This is a genomic window from Desulfitobacterium hafniense DCB-2, assembly GCF_000021925.1.
Taxonomy (GTDB): domain Bacteria; phylum Bacillota; class Desulfitobacteriia; order Desulfitobacteriales; family Desulfitobacteriaceae; genus Desulfitobacterium; species Desulfitobacterium hafniense.
Genome location: NC_011830.1, coordinates 156,831 through 177,494, shown reverse-complemented (window position 1 = coordinate 177,494; position 20,664 = coordinate 156,831). Strand labels below are relative to the sequence as shown.

15 protein-coding genes, 2 tRNA genes and 3 rRNA genes are annotated in these 20,664 nt (G+C 49.6%); all 20 read right to left on the bottom strand.

The window, feature by feature from the left end:
• Positions 1–246: 246 nt before the first annotated feature.
• The 20 genes from rrf to DHAF_RS00765 all read right to left on the bottom strand — a co-directional run bounded on the left by rrf (position 247) and on the right by DHAF_RS00765 (position 20,612).
• Positions 247–363: ribosomal RNA gene (gene rrf / locus DHAF_RS00860) — 5S ribosomal RNA — on the bottom strand.
• A gap of 138 nt (positions 364–501) precedes the next feature.
• Positions 502–3,415: ribosomal RNA gene (locus DHAF_RS00855) — 23S ribosomal RNA — on the bottom strand.
• A gap of 101 nt (positions 3,416–3,516) precedes the next feature.
• A tRNA-Ala gene (locus tag DHAF_RS00850) sits at positions 3,517–3,592 on the bottom strand.
• A gap of 106 nt (positions 3,593–3,698) precedes the next feature.
• Positions 3,699–3,775, bottom strand: a tRNA-Ile gene (locus DHAF_RS00845).
• A gap of 234 nt (positions 3,776–4,009) precedes the next feature.
• Positions 4,010–5,575 (bottom strand): 16S ribosomal RNA (locus DHAF_RS00840).
• The 16S, 23S and 5S rRNA genes sit together here with 2 tRNA genes alongside, the layout of an rRNA operon.
• Positions 5,576–6,061: 486 nt before the next feature.
• Entirely contained in the window at positions 6,062–7,528 is a 1,467-nt protein-coding gene (lysS, locus tag DHAF_RS00835) for a lysine--tRNA ligase (RefSeq protein ID WP_005809769.1), read from the bottom strand.
• Between the two features lie 192 nt (positions 7,529–7,720).
• A complete protein-coding gene (gene greA / locus DHAF_RS00830; protein ID WP_005809765.1) occupies positions 7,721–8,191 on the bottom strand; it encodes a transcription elongation factor GreA in 471 nt (156 codons plus the stop codon).
• A gap of 198 nt (positions 8,192–8,389) precedes the next feature.
• A complete protein-coding gene (gene dusB / locus DHAF_RS00825) occupies positions 8,390–9,355 on the bottom strand; it encodes a tRNA dihydrouridine synthase DusB (protein ID WP_015942604.1) in 966 nt (321 codons plus the stop codon).
• A gap of 18 nt (positions 9,356–9,373) precedes the next feature.
• Positions 9,374–10,150: a type III pantothenate kinase gene (locus tag DHAF_RS00820; RefSeq protein WP_005809761.1), complete on the bottom strand. Its 777-nt coding sequence runs from the start codon at positions 10,148–10,150 to the stop codon at positions 9,374–9,376.
• A 55-nt stretch (positions 10,151–10,205) separates the two neighbouring features.
• Positions 10,206–11,186 (bottom strand): biotin--[acetyl-CoA-carboxylase] ligase, encoded by a 981-nt coding sequence (locus DHAF_RS00815; protein ID WP_011458952.1) that lies wholly within the window; start codon positions 11,184–11,186, stop codon positions 10,206–10,208.
• Positions 11,176–12,060: a carboxylating nicotinate-nucleotide diphosphorylase gene (gene nadC / locus DHAF_RS00810; RefSeq protein WP_015942603.1), complete on the bottom strand. Its 885-nt coding sequence runs from the start codon at positions 12,058–12,060 to the stop codon at positions 11,176–11,178. The genes DHAF_RS00815 and nadC overlap by 11 nt, the downstream gene beginning before the upstream one ends.
• A complete protein-coding gene (gene nadB / locus DHAF_RS00805; protein WP_015942602.1) occupies positions 12,026–13,651 on the bottom strand; it encodes an L-aspartate oxidase in 1,626 nt (541 codons plus the stop codon). Before nadB ends, nadC begins: the two co-directional genes overlap by 35 nt.
• Positions 13,652–13,809: 158 nt before the next feature.
• A complete protein-coding gene (gene panD / locus DHAF_RS00800; protein ID WP_011458949.1) occupies positions 13,810–14,193 on the bottom strand; it encodes an aspartate 1-decarboxylase in 384 nt (127 codons plus the stop codon).
• Positions 14,194–15,042: a pantoate--beta-alanine ligase gene (panC, locus tag DHAF_RS00795; protein ID WP_011458948.1), complete on the bottom strand. Its 849-nt coding sequence runs from the start codon at positions 15,040–15,042 to the stop codon at positions 14,194–14,196.
• Positions 15,039–16,037, bottom strand: a complete 999-nt coding sequence (locus DHAF_RS00790; RefSeq protein ID WP_005809751.1) for a Rossmann-like and DUF2520 domain-containing protein — start codon at positions 16,035–16,037, stop codon at positions 15,039–15,041. The genes panC and DHAF_RS00790 overlap by 4 nt, the downstream gene beginning before the upstream one ends.
• A 110-nt stretch (positions 16,038–16,147) precedes the next feature.
• Positions 16,148–16,621, bottom strand: a complete 474-nt coding sequence (gene folK, locus DHAF_RS00785; protein WP_005809749.1) for a 2-amino-4-hydroxy-6-hydroxymethyldihydropteridine diphosphokinase — start codon at positions 16,619–16,621, stop codon at positions 16,148–16,150.
• The gene (gene folB / locus DHAF_RS00780) at positions 16,618–16,986 is read right to left on the bottom strand and encodes a dihydroneopterin aldolase (protein ID WP_005809748.1); all 369 of its coding nucleotides are present in this window, start codon (positions 16,984–16,986) and stop codon (positions 16,618–16,620) included. The genes folK and folB overlap by 4 nt, the downstream gene beginning before the upstream one ends.
• On the bottom strand, positions 16,976–18,199 hold the full coding sequence (folP, locus tag DHAF_RS00775; RefSeq protein ID WP_005809746.1) for a dihydropteroate synthase: 1,224 nt from the start codon (positions 18,197–18,199) through the stop codon (positions 16,976–16,978). Before folP ends, folB begins: the two co-directional genes overlap by 11 nt.
• Positions 18,200–18,230: 31 nt before the next feature.
• Complete coding sequence (locus tag DHAF_RS00770; RefSeq protein WP_005809745.1) at positions 18,231–18,785, bottom strand: HD domain-containing protein; 555 nt, start codon at positions 18,783–18,785, stop codon at positions 18,231–18,233.
• Between the two features lie 156 nt (positions 18,786–18,941).
• Positions 18,942–20,612 carry a formate--tetrahydrofolate ligase gene (locus DHAF_RS00765; protein ID WP_005809743.1) on the bottom strand — a complete coding sequence of 557 codons (1,671 nt, stop codon included), beginning with the start codon at positions 20,610–20,612 and terminating at the stop codon, positions 18,942–18,944.
• Positions 20,613–20,664 lie beyond the last annotated feature (52 nt).

The following is a 20,664-nucleotide window of genomic DNA, read 5'->3' as shown; positions in this document are numbered from 1 at the left end:
ATCAAAATCCGGTTCCAAACAAGCTTCCTAAAGTGCGGCAACTTCTGACACCATTCCCGCAGCTGACATGACCTGGGTAATATAATAAAGCAGTAGTCGAAACTGCAAACAGATGCTACCCCTCTGGTATGTTTTTTCCACAAGGAAAAAAGCTAACACCCCTACCTATGAGGATCCAAATTACGCACTGGTGCGTAATTTGCCCCAAAGCAAAGAGACCATCGTAATCGATGGTCTCTTTGCACTACCTGGCAACGACTTACTTTCCCAGGACCCTGCGGTCCAAGTATCATCAGCCCTGGAGGTCTTAACTTCCGTGTTCGGGATGGGAACGGGTGGGACCCCTCCGGTATAGTCACCAGATCCTTTGAAGTTTCAGTGTTCCTCTCGGAACTCTGTTCCCTCAAAACTGCACAGATCCTCTTCCACTGTAATTTAGTCTTTCATCGTCCTCACTGCAGATTTGAGCCCTTCAGTGAGTTCCTTTTCGTTGCGGCTCGTTAGGTCAAGCCCTCGACCGATTAGTACCCGTCAGCTCCATACCTCACGGCACTTCCACTCCGGGCCTATCTACCTGATCATCTTTCAGGGGTCTTACCAGATTACTCTGTGGGAAATCTCATCTTGAGGCCGGTTTCGCGCTTAGATGCTTTCAGCGCTTATCCGCTCCGGATATAGCTACCCAGCACTGCCTCTGGCGAGACAACTGGTACACCAGTGATCCGTCCAACCCGGTCCTCTCGTACTAGGGTCAGTTCCTCTCAAATTTCCTGCGCCTGCGACGGATAGGGACCGAACTGTCTCACGACGTTCTGAACCCAGCTCACGTACCGCTTTAATGGGCGAACAGCCCAACCCTTGGGACCTACTACAGCCCCAGGATGCGATGAGCCGACATCGAGGTGCCAAACCTCCCCGTCGATATGGACTCTTGGGGGAGATAAGCCTGTTATCCCCAGGGTAGCTTTTATCCGTTGAGCGATGGCCCTTCCACTCGGTACCACCGGATCACTAAGCCCGACTTTCGTCCCTGCTCGACTTGTTGGTCTCGCAGTCAAGCTCCCTTCTGCCTTTACACTCTTCGCGCGATTTCCATCCGCGCTGAGGGAACCTTTGGGCGCCTCCGTTACTCTTTAGGAGGCGACCGCCCCAGTCAAACTGCCCACCTGACACGGTCCTCAACCCCGATTCAGGGGCCTAAGTTAGAACTTCAGTACAAAAAGAGTGGTATCCCACCATTGACTCCACCAAGGCTGGCGCCCTAGCTTCTCAGTCTCCCACCTATCCTGTACATTTTATACCAAAGTCCAATGTCAAGCTACAGTAAAGCTCCATGGGGTCTTTCTGTCCTGTCGCAGGTAACCCGCATCTTCACGGGTATTACAATTTCGCCGAGTCCCTCGTTGAGACAGTGTCCAGATCGTTACGCCTTTCGTGCGGGTCAGAACTTACCTGACAAGGAATTTCGCTACCTTAGGACCGTTATAGTTACGGCCGCCGTTTACTGGGGCTTCAATTCAAAGCTTCGCCTTACGGCTAACCTCTCCTCTTAACCTTCCAGCACCGGGCAGGCGTCAGCTCCTATACTTCTCTTTTCAGATTGGCAGGAACCTGTGTTTTTGATAAACAGTCGCCTGGACCTCTTCTCTGCGGCTCTACTTGCATAGAGCACCCCTTCTCCCGAAGTTACGGGGTCATTTTGCCGAGTTCCTTAACGAGGGTTTTCTCGCGCGCCTTAGGATTCTCTCCTTACCTACCTGTGTCGGTTTGCGGTACGGGCACTCATTGGCTCACTAGAGGCTTTTCTTGACAGCTTGGAGTCAGTTACTTCGCTACTCATTTCGCTCCCCATCACCCTTCAGAAACCCGCGAGACGGATTTGCCTGTCTCACTTCCTATGGGCTTGGGCGTGCTCGACCAACGGCACGCTTAACCTATCCTTCTGTGTCACCCCATCGCTCAAACGCTCCTGAGTGGTACTGGAATTTCAACCAGTTGTCCATCGCCTACGCTTTTCGCCTCGGCTTAGGTCCCGACTTACCCTGGGCGGACGAGCCTTCCCCAGGAATCCTTAGGTTTTCGGCGGGTGAGATTCTCACTCACCTTTTCGCATACTCATACCGGCATTCTCACTTCTATTCACTCCACCCAACCTCACAGTTGAACTTCTCAGTAAATAGAACGCTCCCCTACCCCTGCACACATCGTGTGCAAGCCATAGCTTCGGTGATACGCTTGAGCCCCGTTACATTTTCGGCGCAGAACCACTCGACCAGTGAGCTATTACGCACTCTTTAAATGGTGGCTGCTTCTAAGCCAACATCCTGGTTGTCTATGCAATTCCACATCCTTTTCCACTTAGCGTATACTTGGGGACCTTAGCTGATGGTCTGGGCTGTTTCCCTTTTGACTATGAAGCTTATCCCCCACAGTCTGACTCCCAATCTAAAATTCTTGGCATTCTGAGTTTGATAAGGTTCGGTAACCCGGTAAGGCCCCTAGCCTATTCAGTGCTTTACCGCCAAGAATCATCCATTGAGGCTAGCCCTAAAGCTATTTCGGGGAGAACCAGCTATCTCCGTGTTCGATTGGAATTTCTCCCCTACCCACAGCTCATCCCCTGCCTTTTCAACGACAGTGAGTTCGGGCCTCCAGTGGGTTTTACCCCACCTTCACCCTGTCCATGGGTAGATCACACGGTTTCGGGTCTACAGCATGTAACTTATTCGCCCTTTTCAGACTCGCTTTCGCTCCGGCTCCGACTTCTCGTCTTAACCTCGCTACATACCGTAACTCGCCGGTTCATTCTACAAAAGGCACGCCATCACACCTCATGGGTGCTTTGACTGCTTGTAAGCGTACGGTTTCAGGTTCTCTTTCACTCCCCTCCCGGGGTGCTTTTCACCTTTCCCTCACGGTACTGGTTCGCTATCGGTCGCTAAGGAGTATTTAGCCTTGGGAGGTGGTCCTCCCTGCTTCCCACGGGGTTTCACGTGTCCCGCGGTACTCAGGATCCCTTCACAGTCTGTCTCTCTTTCGCCTACAGGGGTGTTACCTGCTTTGCCCGGCCTTTCCAGACCTCTTCGACTAGAGATTCAGACCTAACAGAAGGTCCTACAACCCCAACCCCCGAAGGGATTGGTTTGGGCTGTTCCCGTTTCGCTCGCCGCTACTCAGGGAATCGATGATTCTTTCTCTTCCTCCGGGTACTTAGATGTTTCAGTTCCCCGGGTTGTCTTCGTTAACCTATGAATTCAGTTAACGATATCCAGATATGACTCTGGATGGGTTGCCCCATTCGGATATCCACGGATCAAGGCATGCTTACTGCTCCCCGTGGCGTTTCGCCGCTCGCCGCGTCCTTCTTCGACTCTTAGCGCCTAGGCATCCACCGTACGCCCTTAGTAGCTTGACCAAACGTCTCCGCCACATTCAGGTTTTTCAGATGTTATCCTAAATTACAGTTTTTTCTTCTCTGTGCAGTTTTCAAAGAACATTAGAGAAACCAGTATATGATGGTGGAGGTAAGCGGGATCGAACCGCTGACCCCCTGCTTGCAAGGCAGGTGCTCTCCCAGCTGAGCTATACCCCCATGTCGTTGAGAGGGGAGCCGCTCCCCTCTCAATACTCACCCCTGTTAGGTATGTTCTGGCGTGAAGTATTGTTTGGAGGTTCGGGTCTCTATCCTCTTTGAATAATGGTGGGCCTAGGTGGACTCGAACCACCGACCTCACGCTTATCAGGCGTGCGCTCTAACCAGCTGAGCTATAAGCCCATAGAAGACTTTATGGTCTCTCAAAACTAAACAACAAGTAAGCTTGCGCTTGAACAGGTTTGACTCGACTTCAGGGTCATCTTATGCAGATTTCCCCTGCTTTGCCTCTTCGGCACTTCGAAGTCTCTATAGACTTCTCCAGCTTTGAACCGTTTCACTTCATCTCTTCCGTGACGTCCTTCAAAGCATCGACCTTAGGATATGCTCACTTCCAGAGTGAACATGGCTCCTTAGAAAGGAGGTGATCCAGCCGCACCTTCCGATACGGCTACCTTGTTACGACTTCACCCCAATCATCGGCCCCACCTTCGACGGCTAGCTCCCTTTCGGGTTACCTCACCGGCTTCGGGTGTTGCAGACTTTCGTGGTGTGACGGGCGGTGTGTACAAGGCCCGGGAACGTATTCACCGCAGTATGCTGACCTGCGATTACTAGCGATTCCGACTTCATGTTCTCGAGTTGCAGAGAACAATCCGAACTGAGACCAGCTTTCTCGGATTGGCTTCACCTCACGGCTTCGCTTCCGTCTGTACTGGCCATTGTAGCACGTGTGTAGCCCAAGACATAAGGGGCATGATGATTTGACGTCATCCCCACCTTCCTCCGGTTTGTCACCGGCAGTCTGTCTAGAGTGCTCACCATTACGCGTTAGCAACTAAACATAGGGGTTGCGCTCGTTGCGGGACTTAACCCAACATCTCACGACACGAGCTGACGACAACCATGCACCACCTGTCTCATAGCTCCCCGAAGGGCACTCCCATGTTTCCACAGGATTCTATGGATGTCAAGCCTTGGTAAGGTTCTTCGCGTTGCGTCGAATTAAACCACATGCTCCACCGCTTGTGCGGGCCCCCGTCAATTCCTTTGAGTTTCAACCTTGCGGCCGTACTCCCCAGGCGGAGTGCTTAGTGTGTTAACTGCGGCACAGAAGGGGTCGATACCCTCTACACCTAGCACTCATCGTTTACGGCGTGGACTACCAGGGTATCTAATCCTGTTTGCTCCCCACGCTTTCGCGCCTCAGCGTCAGTTACAGTCCAGAAAGTCGCCTTCGCCACTGGTGTTCCTCCACATATCTACGCATTTCACCGCTACACGTGGAATTCCACTTTCCTCTCCTGTCCTCAAGATACCCAGTTTCCGATGCAGTCCCAGGGTTGAGCCCTAGGTTTTCACACCAGACTTAAGTATCCGCCTACGCGCCCTTTACGCCCAATGATTCCGGACAACGCTTGCCCCCTACGTATTACCGCGGCTGCTGGCACGTAGTTAGCCGGGGCTTCCTCCTCAGGTACCGTCATGTAAGTACATTCTTTACATACTTACCGTTCGTCCCTGAAGACAGTACTTTACAACCCGAAGGCCTTCGTCGTACACGCGGCGTTGCTCCGTCAGACTTTCGTCCATTGCGGAAGATTCCCCACTGCTGCCTCCCGTAGGAGTCTGGGCCGTGTCTCAGTCCCAGTGTGGCCGTTCACCCTCTCAGGCCGGCTACTGATCGTCGCCTTGGTAGGCCTTTACCCCACCAACTAGCTAATCAGACGCGGATCCATCTACTAACGATAGCATCTTCAGAGGCCATCTTTCCTTAATCAGTGATGCCACTAATTAAGCTTATCCGGTATTAGCCCTCGTTTCCAAGGGTTGTCCCGGTCTACTAGGTAGGTTATCCACGCGTTACTCACCCGTCCGCCACTAAGAACTCTCTAAGCAAGCTTATTGAGCTCTCCGTTCGACTTGCATGTGTTAGGCACGCCGCCAGCGTTCGTCCTGAGCCAGGATCAAACTCTCCATAAAATTTATGAAGAACTTTGATTGCTCAAATTTCTTTACTCATTTGACGAGTCATTGGCTGTTCCTTGTTGTTTAGTTTTCAAAGACCAGGGACCTTTTTTTGCTTTTGTGGCTGAGCCACATTTATAAATGATACCAGCAAACTCTCGATTTGTCAACTATCATTTATTCATTTTGTTCCTTGCAAAGCGTTGTTGTCTTGCGGAACATTTGATACTATATCACAGTCAACTTGCTCTTCTCAATCATTAAAATCGACCTTATTCTTACGTATTCTCTGTTCACACCATCTTTATCTCGCAATACCTCCCTATATTGCCTGATTTCGTAAAGTTCAATTGTCTTTATTCATTATTTAGTCAAGGTCTTATCTTGGCAAGCTTTCATTAATTCATAGGGCGCAGAATAGCAGAATAAAGGAAAGGGAGACGATGCTCGTTATACATTCGTCTCCCTAGTGTAGACCAAGCAAATTCATATCCTTATTTATTAATCGTCTTCTCTGGGCCGCATCGTGGGGAAAAGGATGACGTCCCGGATGGACGCTGAATCGGTCAAAAGCATCACCAAGCGGTCGATACCGATTCCTAATCCCCCTGTAGGCGGAAGACCGTACTCCAAAGCCTGGACGAAGTCTTCATCCATCATATGGGCTTCATCGTCACCTTTATCCCGCTCAGCCACTTGAGCTTCGAAACGCTGTCTTTGATCGATAGGATCATTTAATTCCGAAAAAGCATTCCCTAATTCTCTACCATAAGCAAAAGCTTCAAAACGATCCGTATATTCAGGATGTTCAGCATTTCTCTTAGCTAGAGGAGAAATCTCTACCGGATGACCGATAACAAACGTCGGTTGGATGAGATTGGGCTCGACAAACTCTTCAAAAAATTCGTTAATGATCTTGCCACGAGAGCTTCCCGGTTCGACCTTAAGGCCCTTTTCCTTAGCGGCCTGTTGTGCTTCTTCATCTGTATGAATCTGACTGAAATCCACTCCACCATATTCTAAGATGCCTTCGAGCATGGGCAGGCGGCGCCAAGGTGTTTTAAAATCAATCATTTGACCTTGATAGGTTACTTCGGTGGTTCCATGAACTTCTTTGGCGATGGCGGAGATCATGTTCTCGGTGAGTTCCATGATATCCTCAAAGTTTGCGTAGGCCTGATAGAGCTCCATCATCGTGAACTCCGGATTATGCTTAATGGAAATCCCTTCATTGCGGAAGTTTCTTCCTATCTCAAATACTTTATCAAAGCCTCCGACAATTAATCGCTTTAAAGGAAGCTCCAGGGCAATGCGCAAATAAAGATCCATATCTAAAGTGTTGTGATGGGTGATAAAGGGGCGGGCAGCAGCCCCACCCGGAATCGTATGGAGAGTAGGCGTCTCCACTTCCAGGAAGCCTTGACCTTCCAGGAAGTTCCTCATGGAGCGGATAATCTTACTTCTCATAACAAAGACATTGCGGACTTCCGGGTTCATAATCAGATCCACGTACCGTTGACGATAGCGGAGTTCAACATTAGTTAAGCCATGAAATTTCTCCGGCAAAGGGCGCATTGATTTGGATAAAATCTGAACCTCATTGGCATGCACGGAGATTTCTCCCCGCCGTGTCCGGAACACGGTACCTTTAATGCCAACGATGTCACCAATATCAAACTTAGAAATCAGTTCAAACCAGTCTTCGCCCACATCATCCTTACGGATATAAGCTTGGATCTGGCCGCTGAAATCCTGTATATGGGTAAATACCACTTTACCCTGGTCCCTTTTGGACATCATACGACCGGCAATCTTGACCTCTTGACCCTCAAGGGTATCAAATCCATCCAGAATCTCTTGGGCCATATGAGTTCTCTGATAGCGATCCGCATAAGGCTCTACCCCATTTTCTCTTAACTGAGCCAGCTTGTCCAGGCGAACCCGCCAGAGATCATTCATTTCATCCATTAATCATACCTCCAACCGTAATTCCTTTAACAATTTTACCAAAACTCTATGACATTAAACAACAGCCTTAGTCAAAAAGTTCTAGATAATAGAGATCTAAAGGTACTTTATTACACTTTCATCGTTAAACAAAGTGTCGGCAAGAATTTCTTGCCGACCTTTTGTCAGGATACCTGAGTCATTTTAATTTAATTATCGAATATCCACAATCTCATAGTACAGAATACCCGCGGGAACATTGATTTCTACCACGGTGCCTTTAGGCTGTCCCAGGACCGCTTTTCCTACAGGAGATTCATTGGAAATCTTGTTGGAGCCTGGATCCGCTTCGGCAGAGCCGACGATTGTATATTCCTCTTCCTCACCAAACTCTTTGTCTTTCAGAATAACTGTGGTCCCGAGAGCGACGACTTCGCTGCCCTCTAAATCATCAATAACCCGGGCATTCCTTAACATCTTTTCCAACGTAATAATACGGCCTTCAATAAAAGCTTGCTCATTTTTGGCGTCATCATACTCTGAGTTTTCGCTGATATCTCCAAACTCAATGGCCTGTTTGATGCGTTCAGCCACTTCCCGACGCTTTACCGTCTTCAGAGTTTCTAATTCATCTTCTAATCTCTTCAATCCTTCGATGGTCAGAATTACTTCCTTTTCGGCCATTCAATATCGCTCCCTTTTCTCATCCTACGCATGGCGCTTTTTCCGCGCTTCATTTAAATTAGGGCTTTACTGCCATAATATGTAAACCCCGCTATTTGCATTACTCGTATTATATGTTCACTTCAAAATAATGTCAAGGATTCCGTGATGTACCTATCATACGAATACGCTCTAATATTCTTCCTGAAACATTTAAGGTTATGCATTTTCCTGCAAAATCCTTCGGAATAGATTCTTCATTTCCAGGGGGGTTTTTGTCTGCATAATATAATCCCGCATCTGCGCAGCATTGCGAATCCCTTTAATATACCAGACGGCATGCTTACGCATTTCGTTAAGGCCGATGCGTTCTCCTTTATAATTCAGCACTCGCTCAAAATGTTCTGTGGCCACTTTGAGCTTCTGCTCTAAAGAGGGTTCCTCAAGCAGCACGCCCTTATTCAAAAAAACATTAATTTGTGGAATCAGCCAGGGGTTGCCAAGGCTTCCCCGGCCTACCATAACTCCATCGCAGCCTGTTGCTTCGAGAACTGTTTTGGCTTCTTGAGGGGAAAAAATATCCCCATTGGCTATTACCGGGATGCTTACCCCCCCTTTAACCTTTTTTATCCCATCCCGATTGGCAGTACCTGCGTAAAATTGCTCCCGGGTCCGCCCATGGACACTGACCATCTGGACGCCTACAGCTTCCACCCGCTTGGCCAGCTCAGGAGCAACGATCCTTTCTGCAGTCCAGCCAAGGCGCATTTTGACCGTCACCGGAACCTCCACTGCCTTCACAACAGCTTCAGCAATGCGCTGCGCTAAGGGAAGGTCCTGCAGCAATGCCGAACCTTCCCCGTTTTTGACAATTTTAGGTGTTGGACACCCCATATTGATATCAATGATCTCGGCATCCCGCTCCACAGCCAAAGCTGCTGCCTTGGCCATGACTTCAGGCTCTGAGCCAAAGAGCTGAACAATGCGCGGGGAAGCTTCCCCGGAAAGATCCAACATCTCCAAAGTTCTTGAGTTCATATAGGTCAATGCCTTATCGCTGATCATCTCGGTCCAGACATGGAGCCCCCCTACGGAACGGACCGTCTCCCGAAAGGCCTTGTCCGTAACACCGGCCATAGGGGCGAGAAAAGCAGGGATGCCCAGCTCAAATTTTCCTAAACGCATAGCTCTCCTATCCACCCATCAGGGCTGCTGGTTGGAATTTCTTTCATAAATCAATAATAAACCTTCTAAGGTCAAAAAGGGATCGACTGTTTCAATCTCCTGAGAATCCTCTTGGATCAATTCCGCCAAACCACCTGTGGCAATGACGCGAGTGTCCCGCCCTAACTCCTGCTTCATCAAGGTCACAATCCGATCCACCTGTCCGGTATAGCCATAGTATATCCCGGATTGCATCCCCGCTACCGTATTTTTGGCGATGATGCTTTTCGGTTTAACGATTTCAATGCGGGGCAGCTTAGAGGCTCGTTGGAACAAAGCTTCCGTAGAAATCCCGACTCCCGGAGCAATGGCTCCGCCCAGATACTCCCCCCGCTTGGATATAGCGCAGAAGGTGGTGGCCGTGCCGAAATCGACAATGACTAAGGGGCCGCCATATTTATGATAAGCTGCCACCGCATTGACAATGCGATCCGCTCCCACCTCACGGGGATTATCATAGACGATGGGCATCCCGGTCTTTACCCCCGGTCCGATGACTAAAGGCTCCACATCAAAATACTTGCGAGCCAGTGATTCAAGGGTAGGCATGACCGGAGGAACTACGGAGGACATTACTACGGCTTTAATCCGGGACATATCGAGGCCATTAAGATCAAAAAGGTTTTTAATAATCACTGCATACTCATCCACTGTACGGGATTTATCCGTAGAAATCCGCCAATGGTAAATCAAATCTTTTTGCTCATATACACCAAGGACAATGTTGGTGTTTCCCACATCAAATACAAGAATCATGGTTATTTCTCCTTAGTTAAACAATTCCGTCTTGCGGCGATTGTTGCTGGATATATTACTCCGGACTATACTGATCCCCCGCTCTGAGGCTTACTTCTCCTGAAGAAAAGGTCATCTCCTGCCCCTCCAGATCAAGGATAAGTTCCCCGTCTTCCCGGATTCCCTTAAAAATTCCTGCATAGACCGTCCCTGCTCTTTCTATCCGCACAGGCTGGTTGATCCCTACCGCAAAAGAGGTCCAGCGTTGGATAAGGCCCTGGACATCACCTTGCTCTAAAGACTGGACTTCCTTTTCCAGATTAAAAAGCAATTGGGCTGCCAGGTGATTCAAATTGACCTCATAACCCAGGATGTCCTGCAAGGTTGTCGCCGGCAGCTTAGAGCTAAAGGTCTGGCCGGAGAAGTTAGCATTGACCCCAATGCCCAGGATAAGCGTTTGCACCGTAGTCCACTCCCCGGCTACTTCGCCAAGGATTCCGGCAATCTTTCTTCCTTGAACCACTACATCATTAGGCCATTTAATCCCGGCTGCCAGTCCATAAAGATCCTGCAGGGTTTGAGCTAAAGCCACCCCTGTGCTCAGAGTGAGCTTCGCCGCATCCCCCAGGCTCAGCCTGGGTTTAAGCAACAGACTCAGCCAAAGCCCTCCCTCCGGAGACTCCCAAGCCCTCTGCATCCGCCCATGGCCTGTCGTCTGACGCCTGGCGATAACTACCGTCCCATGCTCTCGCCCTTGACGCACCATATCCTTGAGGAGATCGTTGGTGGAGGACAATTCTGCAAAGAAAAAAAGCTGCCTGCCCAGGGCCTGGGTCCTGAGCTCCTGCTGCAGAGCCCATAGGTCTAAGGCACAAGGTGTCCCGACCAGGCGATACCCTTTCCTGGTCTGGCCCTCTATCTCATAGCCCGCTTCCTTCAGCCCCTGAATCTGCTTCCAGACCGCCGCCCGGGTAATGCTAAGGGCTTGGCTGAGGCTCTCACCTGAGACAAATTCTCCTTGTTGGTTCTTTAACACATCCAGAATCTTATTTCGCACAGTTCTCTCCCTTTTCCCAGCGCTCTTTGGTTAAAGCTTTAATATCTCCGATATCCAGGGAAAAGTCCATAGCCTGCACAGAATGGGTAATGGCTCCCATGGAGATAACATCCACCCCGGTTTCGGCCACGGCACGCAGGTCGCCTTTCCTGATACCGCCGGAGGCTTCCACCACAGCCCTGCCCTGAACAATCTCCACGGCTTTGCCCATGGTTTCTAAATTCATATTATCCAACATAATAACTTCAGCACCGGCTGCGACTGCTTCCTGCACCTGCTCAAGGTTCTCACATTCCACTTCGATCTTAACCATATGCCCGATCCTGCTGCGGGCAGCTGCCACTGCAGGGCGGATGCCTCCGGCAGCCGCAATATGATTATCCTTTAACATGACGGCATCATACAAGCCAAAGCGATGGTTCTGCCCGCCACCCATAGCTACGGCATATTTTTGCAGCATTCTTAAGCCCGGTATGGTTTTGCGGGTATCTGTAATGCGTGTGGGCAGTCCATAGCATTCCGTTACCGCCTCAAAGGTCGCCGTAGCCACCCCGGAAAGGTGCTGCAAAAAGTTCAAAGCAGTACGCTCCGCACTCAAAATGGAGCAAATTGCACCGGTGATCTCCATAACCACAGTTCCCCGCTCAACCAGCTCGCCGTCTGCTTTGCTGATGGAAACTTCAAGTTCAGGATCCACTGTCTTAAAGACCTGCTTCGTTATCTCCAAGCCGCAAGCGATGCCCTTTTGCTTGGCATAGATTTTAGCATGAGTCTTGGCTGTTTTGGGGAAAATAGCAGAACTTAAATCCCCTGTTCCCAAATCTTCCTGTAAAGCTCGTTCAATCAACTCTTGATACTGGAATGGTGCAAACATCACCGGTCCCCCTTGCTTGAATGGAATGTTTCAAATCCCTGGTATTGATTTCAGGATAGTCCGAACGGTAATGCCCTCCGCGGCTCTCTTCACGGGCCAAGGCCGCCCGGGCTACGCAATAGCCGGCGGTCAGAAGGTTTTTCAATTCTAACTGTGGGATTTCCTTTTCGGGTATAAAAGCACTATCCCAGCTCCTTATAAGCTTAATGGCCTTCTTCAGGCCTTCTTCTTCCCGGATGATTCCCACATACTCCCACATTAATTCCTGCAGCTCCTCACGTTTAAGGGGGATCTGCTCCTGACCGGCCTCCGGAAGCTTTTCATCCTTTTCGGCATAAATATCACGGGGCTGAGGATTAGAAGAGCCTTTAGCGCGGGCCGTGTTCACAATATCTTCCACGATACGCCCCCCAAAGACGAGCCCATCCAGCAGAGAGTTGCTGGCCAATCGGTTCGCTCCATGAACACCATTGCAGGCGCATTCCCCATTGGCGTAAAGATTGGGGAGGCTTGTCCTTCCCCTTTCATCCGTGCGGACTCCGCCCATCATATAATGAGCAGCGGGAGCTACAGGAAGCCGCTCCTCCAGGACATTGATCCCATAGTCCAGGCAGGTCTGATAAATCATCGGGAAACGCCGGGGCACTTTTGCTACACCGATGGGCCGGAAATCCAAGGTTACCTCACCCTTAGCCTGCTCCCGCCAAATCCCCCGTGCTACCACATCCCGGGGTGCCAGCTCTTTGCCGGGAACATCCTGCATAAACCGTTCTCCCTGAGCATTGAGAAGCTGAGCTCCCTCCCCCCGGACAGCTTCTGAGATTAAAAACCGCGGTGCTCCCGGAATAAACAGAGCGGTGGGGTGAAATTGGACAAACTCCATATCCATCAATTGGGCTCCTGCCCGATATGCCGCCGCTATACCATCCCCTGTGGCCACTTCAGGGTTAGTCGTATAACAGTAGAGCTGACCTAATCCTCCTGTAGCCAAAACGACGGCTTGGGCCAGATAAATCTCCAGCTCATGAGTCAGCTCATTGAGGCTGAGCGCCCCGATGACCTCTCCCTTTGAGTTTTTTAAGAGATCCAGCAGGAATTGCTCTTCTTTGACAAGGATTCGCTCTTCCCCAAGGGCTTGAGCGATCAGGGTCCGTTCTATTTCCTCCCCTGTGGCATCTCCATTGGCGTGGAGAACTCTTCTGCGGCTGTGGGCGGCCTCCTGAGTAAAAGCCAGTTTCCCGTTCTTCCGATCAAAATGGGCTCCCATCCGAATCAGCTCCTCGACCCGCAGGGGACCATCTTCAACTAAAGCCCGGACAGAATCGGATTCACATAAACCTGCACCTGCATAGAGAGTATCCTCGTAATGCAAAGAGGGAGAATCCTCTTGATCCAAGGCTACAGCGATACCCCCTTGAGCATGTTTCGTGTTGCTCTCCGGAATTCCTTTCTTGGTCAGTACAGTGACCTCAAAATACTCGCTGGCCTTAAGAGCCGTGTACAAACCTGCTATTCCGCTCCCCAGAACCAACACGCCTGTCGAATAAATACGACATTCCTCAAAGCGCCAAGGCACCAAATATCTTCTCACTGTTATCCTCCTACCCCTATCCTACCCGTACTATTTTTTTCTTTATTCTATTGCTCCCTGAGCCCTCTGTCCATTCTTTTAATTCAATCATCCCATACTACCGTTGTTCGCTCTTCTGCGTCCCAGCCGTTAAGCTTTTTAACCAAGTCTTAGGGATGCTAAGACTGCTGCCCGTGTATCTCCTCATGGGCTATCTTCACCGGGTTATTCCCTTCATCAACAAAGATGACCTTTGGTTCATAGGTTCGGGCTGCCTCATCGGTGAAAATTCCATAGGCAATAATAATCACTTCATCCCCCACTTGAACTAAGCGGGCCGCAGCTCCATTGAGACATACAGTACGCTCCCCCCGCTTTCCAGGAATAACGTAAGTCTCCAAACGGGCTCCGTTATTGTTATTAACGACCTGTACTTTTTCATTAGGAAGGATATCCGCCACCTCTAAGAGTTCTTCATCAATGGTAATGCTTCCTACATATTTAAGGTTGGCTTCAGTAACTGTGGCCCGGTGAATCTTGGACTTCATCATCGTTCGGAACATTTACATCCCCTCCAAAACTTTATTGTCAATCAGACGGGTGGAACCAAAGCGCACAGCTAAGGCGATGAAAATCTTGCCTTCAATCTGTTCCACCCTGTGCAGGTTCTCCGCCGAACGGATCTCAACATAATCAATTTCTCCGGAGCTTTCGTTTCTAATCAATTCCTTGATTCGTTCTTCGATACTCAGAGCAGAACGTTCTCCCTGGCGAAACCAATTCTCCGCCTCCCCAAGGCTCCTTTGCAGCACCAGCGCCTCTGCCCGTTGCTCAGGGCTTAAGTAAATGTTTCGCGAACTCAAGGCCAGTCCATCTTCCTCTCTGACAATCGGCACCCCGATGACTTCAATAGGGAAGTTCAGATCCTTCACCATTTGGCAGATGATTAAATACTGCTGATAATCTTTTTGACCGAAATAGGCACGATCCGGCTGTACAATATGGAAAAGCTTGCTGACCACCGTCGTCACACCCCGGAAATGCCCCGGCCGGGAAGCCCCGCACAGACTGTCACCCAGCTCATCCACCTCCACATGAGTGAGGTTCTTGGCTGGATACATTTCCTCCACTTCAGGATTAAAAATCAAGTCTACCCCGGCCCCTTCGGCTTTCTTAGCATCCCGCTCCAAATCCCGGGGATAACGGGCAAAATCTTCATTAGGGCCAAATTGCAGCGGATTAACAAAAATGCTCATCACCACAAAGGCACCGCTCTTCCGGGCCTCTTCCACCAAAGTCAAATGCCCTTCATGGAGATACCCCATGGTGGGTACTAAGGCTATGCTTCTTCCCTGACCTCGTTGTTCTTTGACGATGTCCCGAACTGCAGAGATTTTTTTACAGATAATCATAATTCATTCGTCCCTTTCACCATCAGACTATTCATTTCTTCCCACACTTCTTTTGCATAAGCTCCCCCGTTTAACTCCATCTTTTTTTGCCCGATGTCCAGGGTATATAGGCCTAAAGCCCGGTATACGGGATCGATCTTTGCCGGCATGTGCTCCAGGTGCCCCCGAATCACATCCACATCCCCGCGGGCTATGGGGCCGGTAAGTGCCTGAGGAAGCCCCACATTTTCCAGATTCTGCAGAGCGCCTTTCATGAGTGGCAGCAAGCTTTCCAGCGCTTCCTGATTAGTAATGCCCGCTTCTTCAAATAATTGAACGGCCAAACCCACCAGGGTCACCAGGTAATTGGAAGCCACCACGGCCCCGGCATGGTAAAGGGGCTTTTGCTGAGGATCCAGCTGGTGCGGGATGCCTCCTAACTGAGTGACAATTGCTAAACCAATGTCTTCCCTATCCCCTTCAATACCGAAGTGAGTTCCCGGAATAAGCTCCACGGCCTGGTCAATCCCTGCAAAAGCTTGTAAAGGGTGAAGGGATAGATAATTTATCGGTAAATCCTTATCCACTTGCATAACCCGGGAGCTTACCGAACCTGAGCAATGAATCCAGGTTTGCCCTTCTTTATAGAGACCTCTCCGGGTCAATTCTTCAGCAGCTGCACGAATCATGCAGTCCTGTGTCGTAATAAACAAAAGATCTGCTTCAGGGAGCCACTCCTCCAGCGGGCGTCTCTCCCCATGATGAAGATAGGTACAAAACCGCTCATAAGATCGCCGGCTGCGTGAATGTACCCCCACCAAATGGTGTCCCGCCTGTCTCAGCCGAATAGCGATAGCCGTCCCAACGATTCCTGCTCCGATGATTCCGAAATTCATGTTAACCTCTCCTAACCCGCAAAGCTCCTGCCCCCTGATCATGTAAAAAAGCACCCCACAAACGTGAAGGTGCTCTGCTATGCTCTGCTTTCCTTCTCCGTCTCGGTCATAATGATCCAAGCGGTACTCTCAAAAGCCAATTCAATTTTGTTTTTCTATAATTTTAAACCAAGGTTCCTTATGGCCTGAACGATCTTTCTCCAGTACAACTCCTTTAGATATTGTCTGGTTTATTTAGATTCCAGTCGCCATACCTCTCCATCTCCACAAACTTCTGTAACCTTTTTTCCTGAAGGAAGGATATAGTGTGGAGCTATTTCCCGTAAGGGTGCCAGAACAAACTCCCGCTCTTCCATGCGGGGATGAGGGAGAATAAGCCGTTCGTCCTCCCATACCTTATTATCATAATTTAGGAGGTCAATGTCAATGGTTCTTGGCCCCCAACGAATAAGTCTTTCTCTCCCGAGGGATTTTTCAACCTCTTGACACAGATTCAACAGGTCCAGAGGCGCTAATGAGGTCTCAATCTCCAGCACTTGATTCCAGAAATCCGGTTGATCCACATTGCCCCAGGGCTTTGTTTCATACGTGCCGGACTTTTTGATGATCTTAACATCCGGGTGTTCCGCCAGCCTTTGACAGCTCTGCTGCAAATAATGCCCCCGGTCCCCCAGATTGCTGCCAATACTCAAATACGCTTTCACCGTTTTTTCTCCCGATAGATCTCGACAAAGGCTTCATCAAAAATCCCCGGAATGGGGGCTTGAGGCTTATGAATGACAACACGCACTCCTTCACAGGGAAATTCACCAAGAACATCTTCGGCAATCCGCTCCGCCAATCGTTCAATAAGCTGGTATTTTTCCCTCTTGACAATGGTTTTGATCCGAGCATACACCTCAGCATAATTGATAGTATCCTCCACCTGATCGGATTTCCCAGCTTTGCTTAAATCGGCATAGAGATCAATATCGACGATAAAGGTTTGTCCGAGGATTTTTTCCTCACGGAGCATTCCATGATAAGCAAAAAATTTTAACCCCCGTAAGGCGATTCGATCACGATCCACTAAAGTTCTCCCCTCTCTTGCGGCGATAGATGGCATCAGCCATCTGAACCGCTCTCTTATTGGCTTGGACATCATGAACCCGAAGAATATCCACCCCGGCGGCCACGCCTACCACGCTGGTAGCCAGGGTTCCTTCCAACCGTTCCTCCGTGGGGAGGTTCAGGGTTTGACCGATCATGGATTTCCGTGAGGTCCCCAAAAGGATAGGACGGCCTAAAGAGCGGAATTCTTCCAGACGGCTCATGATTTCCAGATCGATATCCAGACTTTTGCCGAAGGCTGTTCCGCCAATGCCCGGATCGATGATGATCTGATCACCTGCTAATCCCTGTTCCTCGGCAAGATGAATGCTCTTTTTCAGGTAAGCCATTATATCCCCCATGAGGTGATGGTAGTTGCTTCCCTCTTGATTATGCATGACAATCACCGGTGCCTGAGCTCTCCCCACGACCTCTGCCATTCTGGGGTCTTTTTGCAATCCCCAGACATCATTAATCATATGTACCCCGGCAGCCAATGCCCTCTCTGCCACATCTGCTTTATAAGTATCCACCGAAATGGGAACAGCAATCCGTGGCAACAAAGCCTTAAGGACAGCCTCCAGACGCTCCCATTCCTCTTCGGCACTGACCGGCTCGTGATTGATGCGGGTGGACTCTGCTCCGATGTCCAAAATATCCGCCCCTTGTTCAACCAAGGCCTCCGCTTGCTTTAGGGCACGCTCCAAAGTATTGAATTTTCCGCCATCGGAAAAGGAATCCGGAGTAAGGTTGAGTATCCCCATGATCAGGGTGCGTTCACCCAACACAATATCCTTCCCACGACAGGGGAGAACTCTTTGCTTAGGAGGTTCCAGAGCGTCCAGAAGACCCTTTAAGCTTTTACCCAAATCCTTTAAACCAAAGGGTTGAGCCGCCAGCTTTTGACTGAGCCGGCGAAAATGTTTTGCTGTTCCCACCAGCAAAATATCCGAGGCTTCAATCTTATTGACAATAACATTGCGATGAACCGCCGCGTCCCCTCCCAGAGATAGCATTTCCTGCTTAATGATATGAGCGGCAGGCAAAGGCACATTCTCCAGCTTGAGAGCTCTGCCGATGGGTTTGCCAACCATATGAGCAATTCCTCCCGGGTCGGAGCCAATTTGCTGCATCGCTTTTTTTGCTTCTGTTTCGTTATTGAGGCTGATCCAGCGCGGGGAATAATCTTTCATACTTATCTGACCTCCTTGTGGAACCTTAACTTTAGATTAGAATGTCCTCCATTGCTTTTGTATATTTATAACAGGTAGCCTTACTGGAGCAGCTTTGGCAATCCCTCGCCCAATCATCAGCTAAAGCTAAGGCTTGCCCAAGGATACTGCTTGTCTGGTCCGGAGGGAGACGATGTTCTGAAATCCCGAGGACGATCTTCTCCATCTCCGCCTCTGTGAATCCGCAATCCTTGAGAATCGGTCTTGCCAACCGGGCTCCTGCCAGGGCATGATCCTCTTGGTTCTCATACTCTACCCACCGGCCAATATCGTGCAAAATTCCCGCCGCATAGATGCTTTCTTTCCCTAGGCCATAGCTCTCTTCCAACCTGACGCTTGCCTTATTTGTCCCGGTACCAGGAAGGCTGTCTCTGTCTTCTATGTATTTCTCCAAAAGATAGAGATAAGCAATTCTCGCTACTGCGAGGCCATGATCAGAGCCATGGCGGCAGTATATCCGTTTTTGTTCAGCTTGCTTATTTTTCTCAGTAAATTCTTCATAATTGCGATGTTGAAGAATCCGATTCACCCGAGGCATAGGTATCATCCCGGCTGCTCCTCCTGTCCCAGACTATTTTCTCTGACCTTAGCTCATTTTCTAATCTGATTATACCTTTCCCGCTTCCACTGTAAAACATTAAAAGGTCCTAACGAAAATAAGCCCCAGAAAATTTCTTTCTGGGGCAAAGCCAGACGACCTGTTTTAGAAGAGGCCGGTAATGCGCCCTGCAGCGTCAATATCCATTCTTAAAGCAGCCGGGCGTTTGGGAAGTCCGGGCATGGTCATAATAGCACCGGTGATGGCTACCAGGAATCCGGCGCCGGCAGATAAGCGGAGTTCACGGACCGTAATGGTAAAGCCCGATGGGCGGCCCAGAACATTCTGATCATCGGTTAAGGAGTACTGAGTTTTAGCCATACAAATGGGCAATTGGCCATAGCCTAATTCTTCATATTTCTTCATCGAGGTTAGGGCTTCTTTGGTAAAGTTCACACCATCGGCACCATAAACCTCTTTACAAATGGTCTCGATCTTCTTGGCAATAGGCAGATCCAATTCATAAAGAACATGGAAATTGGATTCTTTATTATCAACAATATTGAGAACAGCCTTGGCCAGCTCAATACCGCCTTCGCCACCTTTAGTGAAGACTTCCGATAAGGCGAACTCGGCTCCCAGCTGACGGCAGCGTTCTGCCACAAACTCTAATTCAGCATCGGTATCGGTGGGGAAACGATTGATAGCCACCACCGCAGGAACACCAAACTTGCCGATGTTCTCGATATGCTTTTCCAGGTTAACGATACCTTTAGCCAAAGCTTCCAGGTTCTCCGGTCCCAGATCTTCCTTAGCGACTCCGCCATTCATCTTCAGAGCGCGGACAGTCGCTACAATGACCGTAGCCGCCGGCTTCAGCTCTGCGAAGCGGCATTTCAGATCGTAGAATTTCTCAGCGCCGAGATCAGCGCCGAATCCGGCTTCGGTAATGACATAGTCAGCAAGCTTCATGGCCATTCTGGTAGCCACGACGCTGTTACAACCGTGAGCAATATTAGCAAAAGGACCGCCATGAATAAATACAGGAGTGTTCTCCAGGGTTTGAACTAAATTGGGCTTAATGGCATCCTTCATGAGCAGAGCCATGGCACCTTCAGCTTCCAGATCATGAGCGGTAATCGCCTTACCGTCATAAGTGTAAGCCACCACAATCCGACCGAAGCGTTCTTTCAGATCCATAAGATCCTTGGCTAAGCAGAGAATCGCCATAATTTCGGAAGCCACTGTGATATCAAAACCGTTTTCCCGGGGAATTCCTTCTGTGCGGCCGCCTAAACCAATCACAATTTTGCGTAAAGCCCGGTCATTCATATCCATGACCCGACGGAATACGATTTGGCGAGGGTCGATATTCAAAAGATTGCCTTGTTGTATATGATTATCTAAAAGTGCTGCCAATAAATTATGAGTCGAAGTAATAGCGTGGAAATCACCGGTAAAGTGGAGATTGATATCCTCCATCGGCACAACTTGAGCATATCCGCCCCCGGCTGCTCCACCCTTAACACCAAAGCAAGGACCCAGGGAAGGTTCACGCAAGGCAATCATGGCGTTTTTGCCAATCTTGGACATAGCTTGTCCTAAGCCAACGGTCGTCGTGGTTTTTCCTTCACCGGCAGGGGTAGGATTAATTGCAGTCACCAGGATGAGTTTAGCATCGGGTTTATCCTTGAGGCGTTCCCAAGCACTGAAGTTGACCTTGGCTTTGTATTTGCCATAAAGCTCAATCTCATCCTCCAGCAGATCTAACCCCTGAGCAATCTCCGTAATTGGTTTCATCGTTGCCTCTTGTGCAATTTCGATATCGGTTTTCAATTAAAATTCACTCCTTTTTCCACTCTTTCGTCTCGGACTATGAAAGTCCCTT

Bases quoted from the DNA above. Each gene is read 5' to 3' on its own strand.
- lysS (WP_005809769.1), bottom strand. From the start codon at position 7,528: ATGGATGAAATGAATGATCTCTGGCGGGTTCGCCTGGACAAGCTGGCT.
- greA (WP_005809765.1), bottom strand. From the start codon at position 8,191: ATGGCCGAAAAGGAAGTAATTCTGACCATCGAAGGATTGAAGAGATTA.
- dusB (WP_015942604.1), bottom strand. From the start codon at position 9,355: ATGCGTTTAGGAAAATTTGAGCTGGGCATCCCTGCTTTTCTCGCCCCT.
- DHAF_RS00820 (WP_005809761.1), bottom strand. From the start codon at position 10,150: ATGATTCTTGTATTTGATGTGGGAAACACCAACATTGTCCTTGGTGTA.
- nadC (WP_015942603.1), bottom strand. From the start codon at position 12,060: ATGTTTGCACCATTCCAGTATCAAGAGTTGATTGAACGAGCTTTACAG.
- panD (WP_011458949.1), bottom strand. From the start codon at position 14,193: ATGTTCCGAACGATGATGAAGTCCAAGATTCACCGGGCCACAGTTACT.
- panC (WP_011458948.1), bottom strand. From the start codon at position 15,042: ATGATTATCTGTAAAAAAATCTCTGCAGTTCGGGACATCGTCAAAGAA.
- folP (WP_005809746.1), bottom strand. From the start codon at position 18,199: ATGAAAGATTATTCCCCGCGCTGGATCAGCCTCAATAACGAAACAGAA.
- DHAF_RS00770 (WP_005809745.1), bottom strand. From the start codon at position 18,785: ATGATACCTATGCCTCGGGTGAATCGGATTCTTCAACATCGCAATTAT.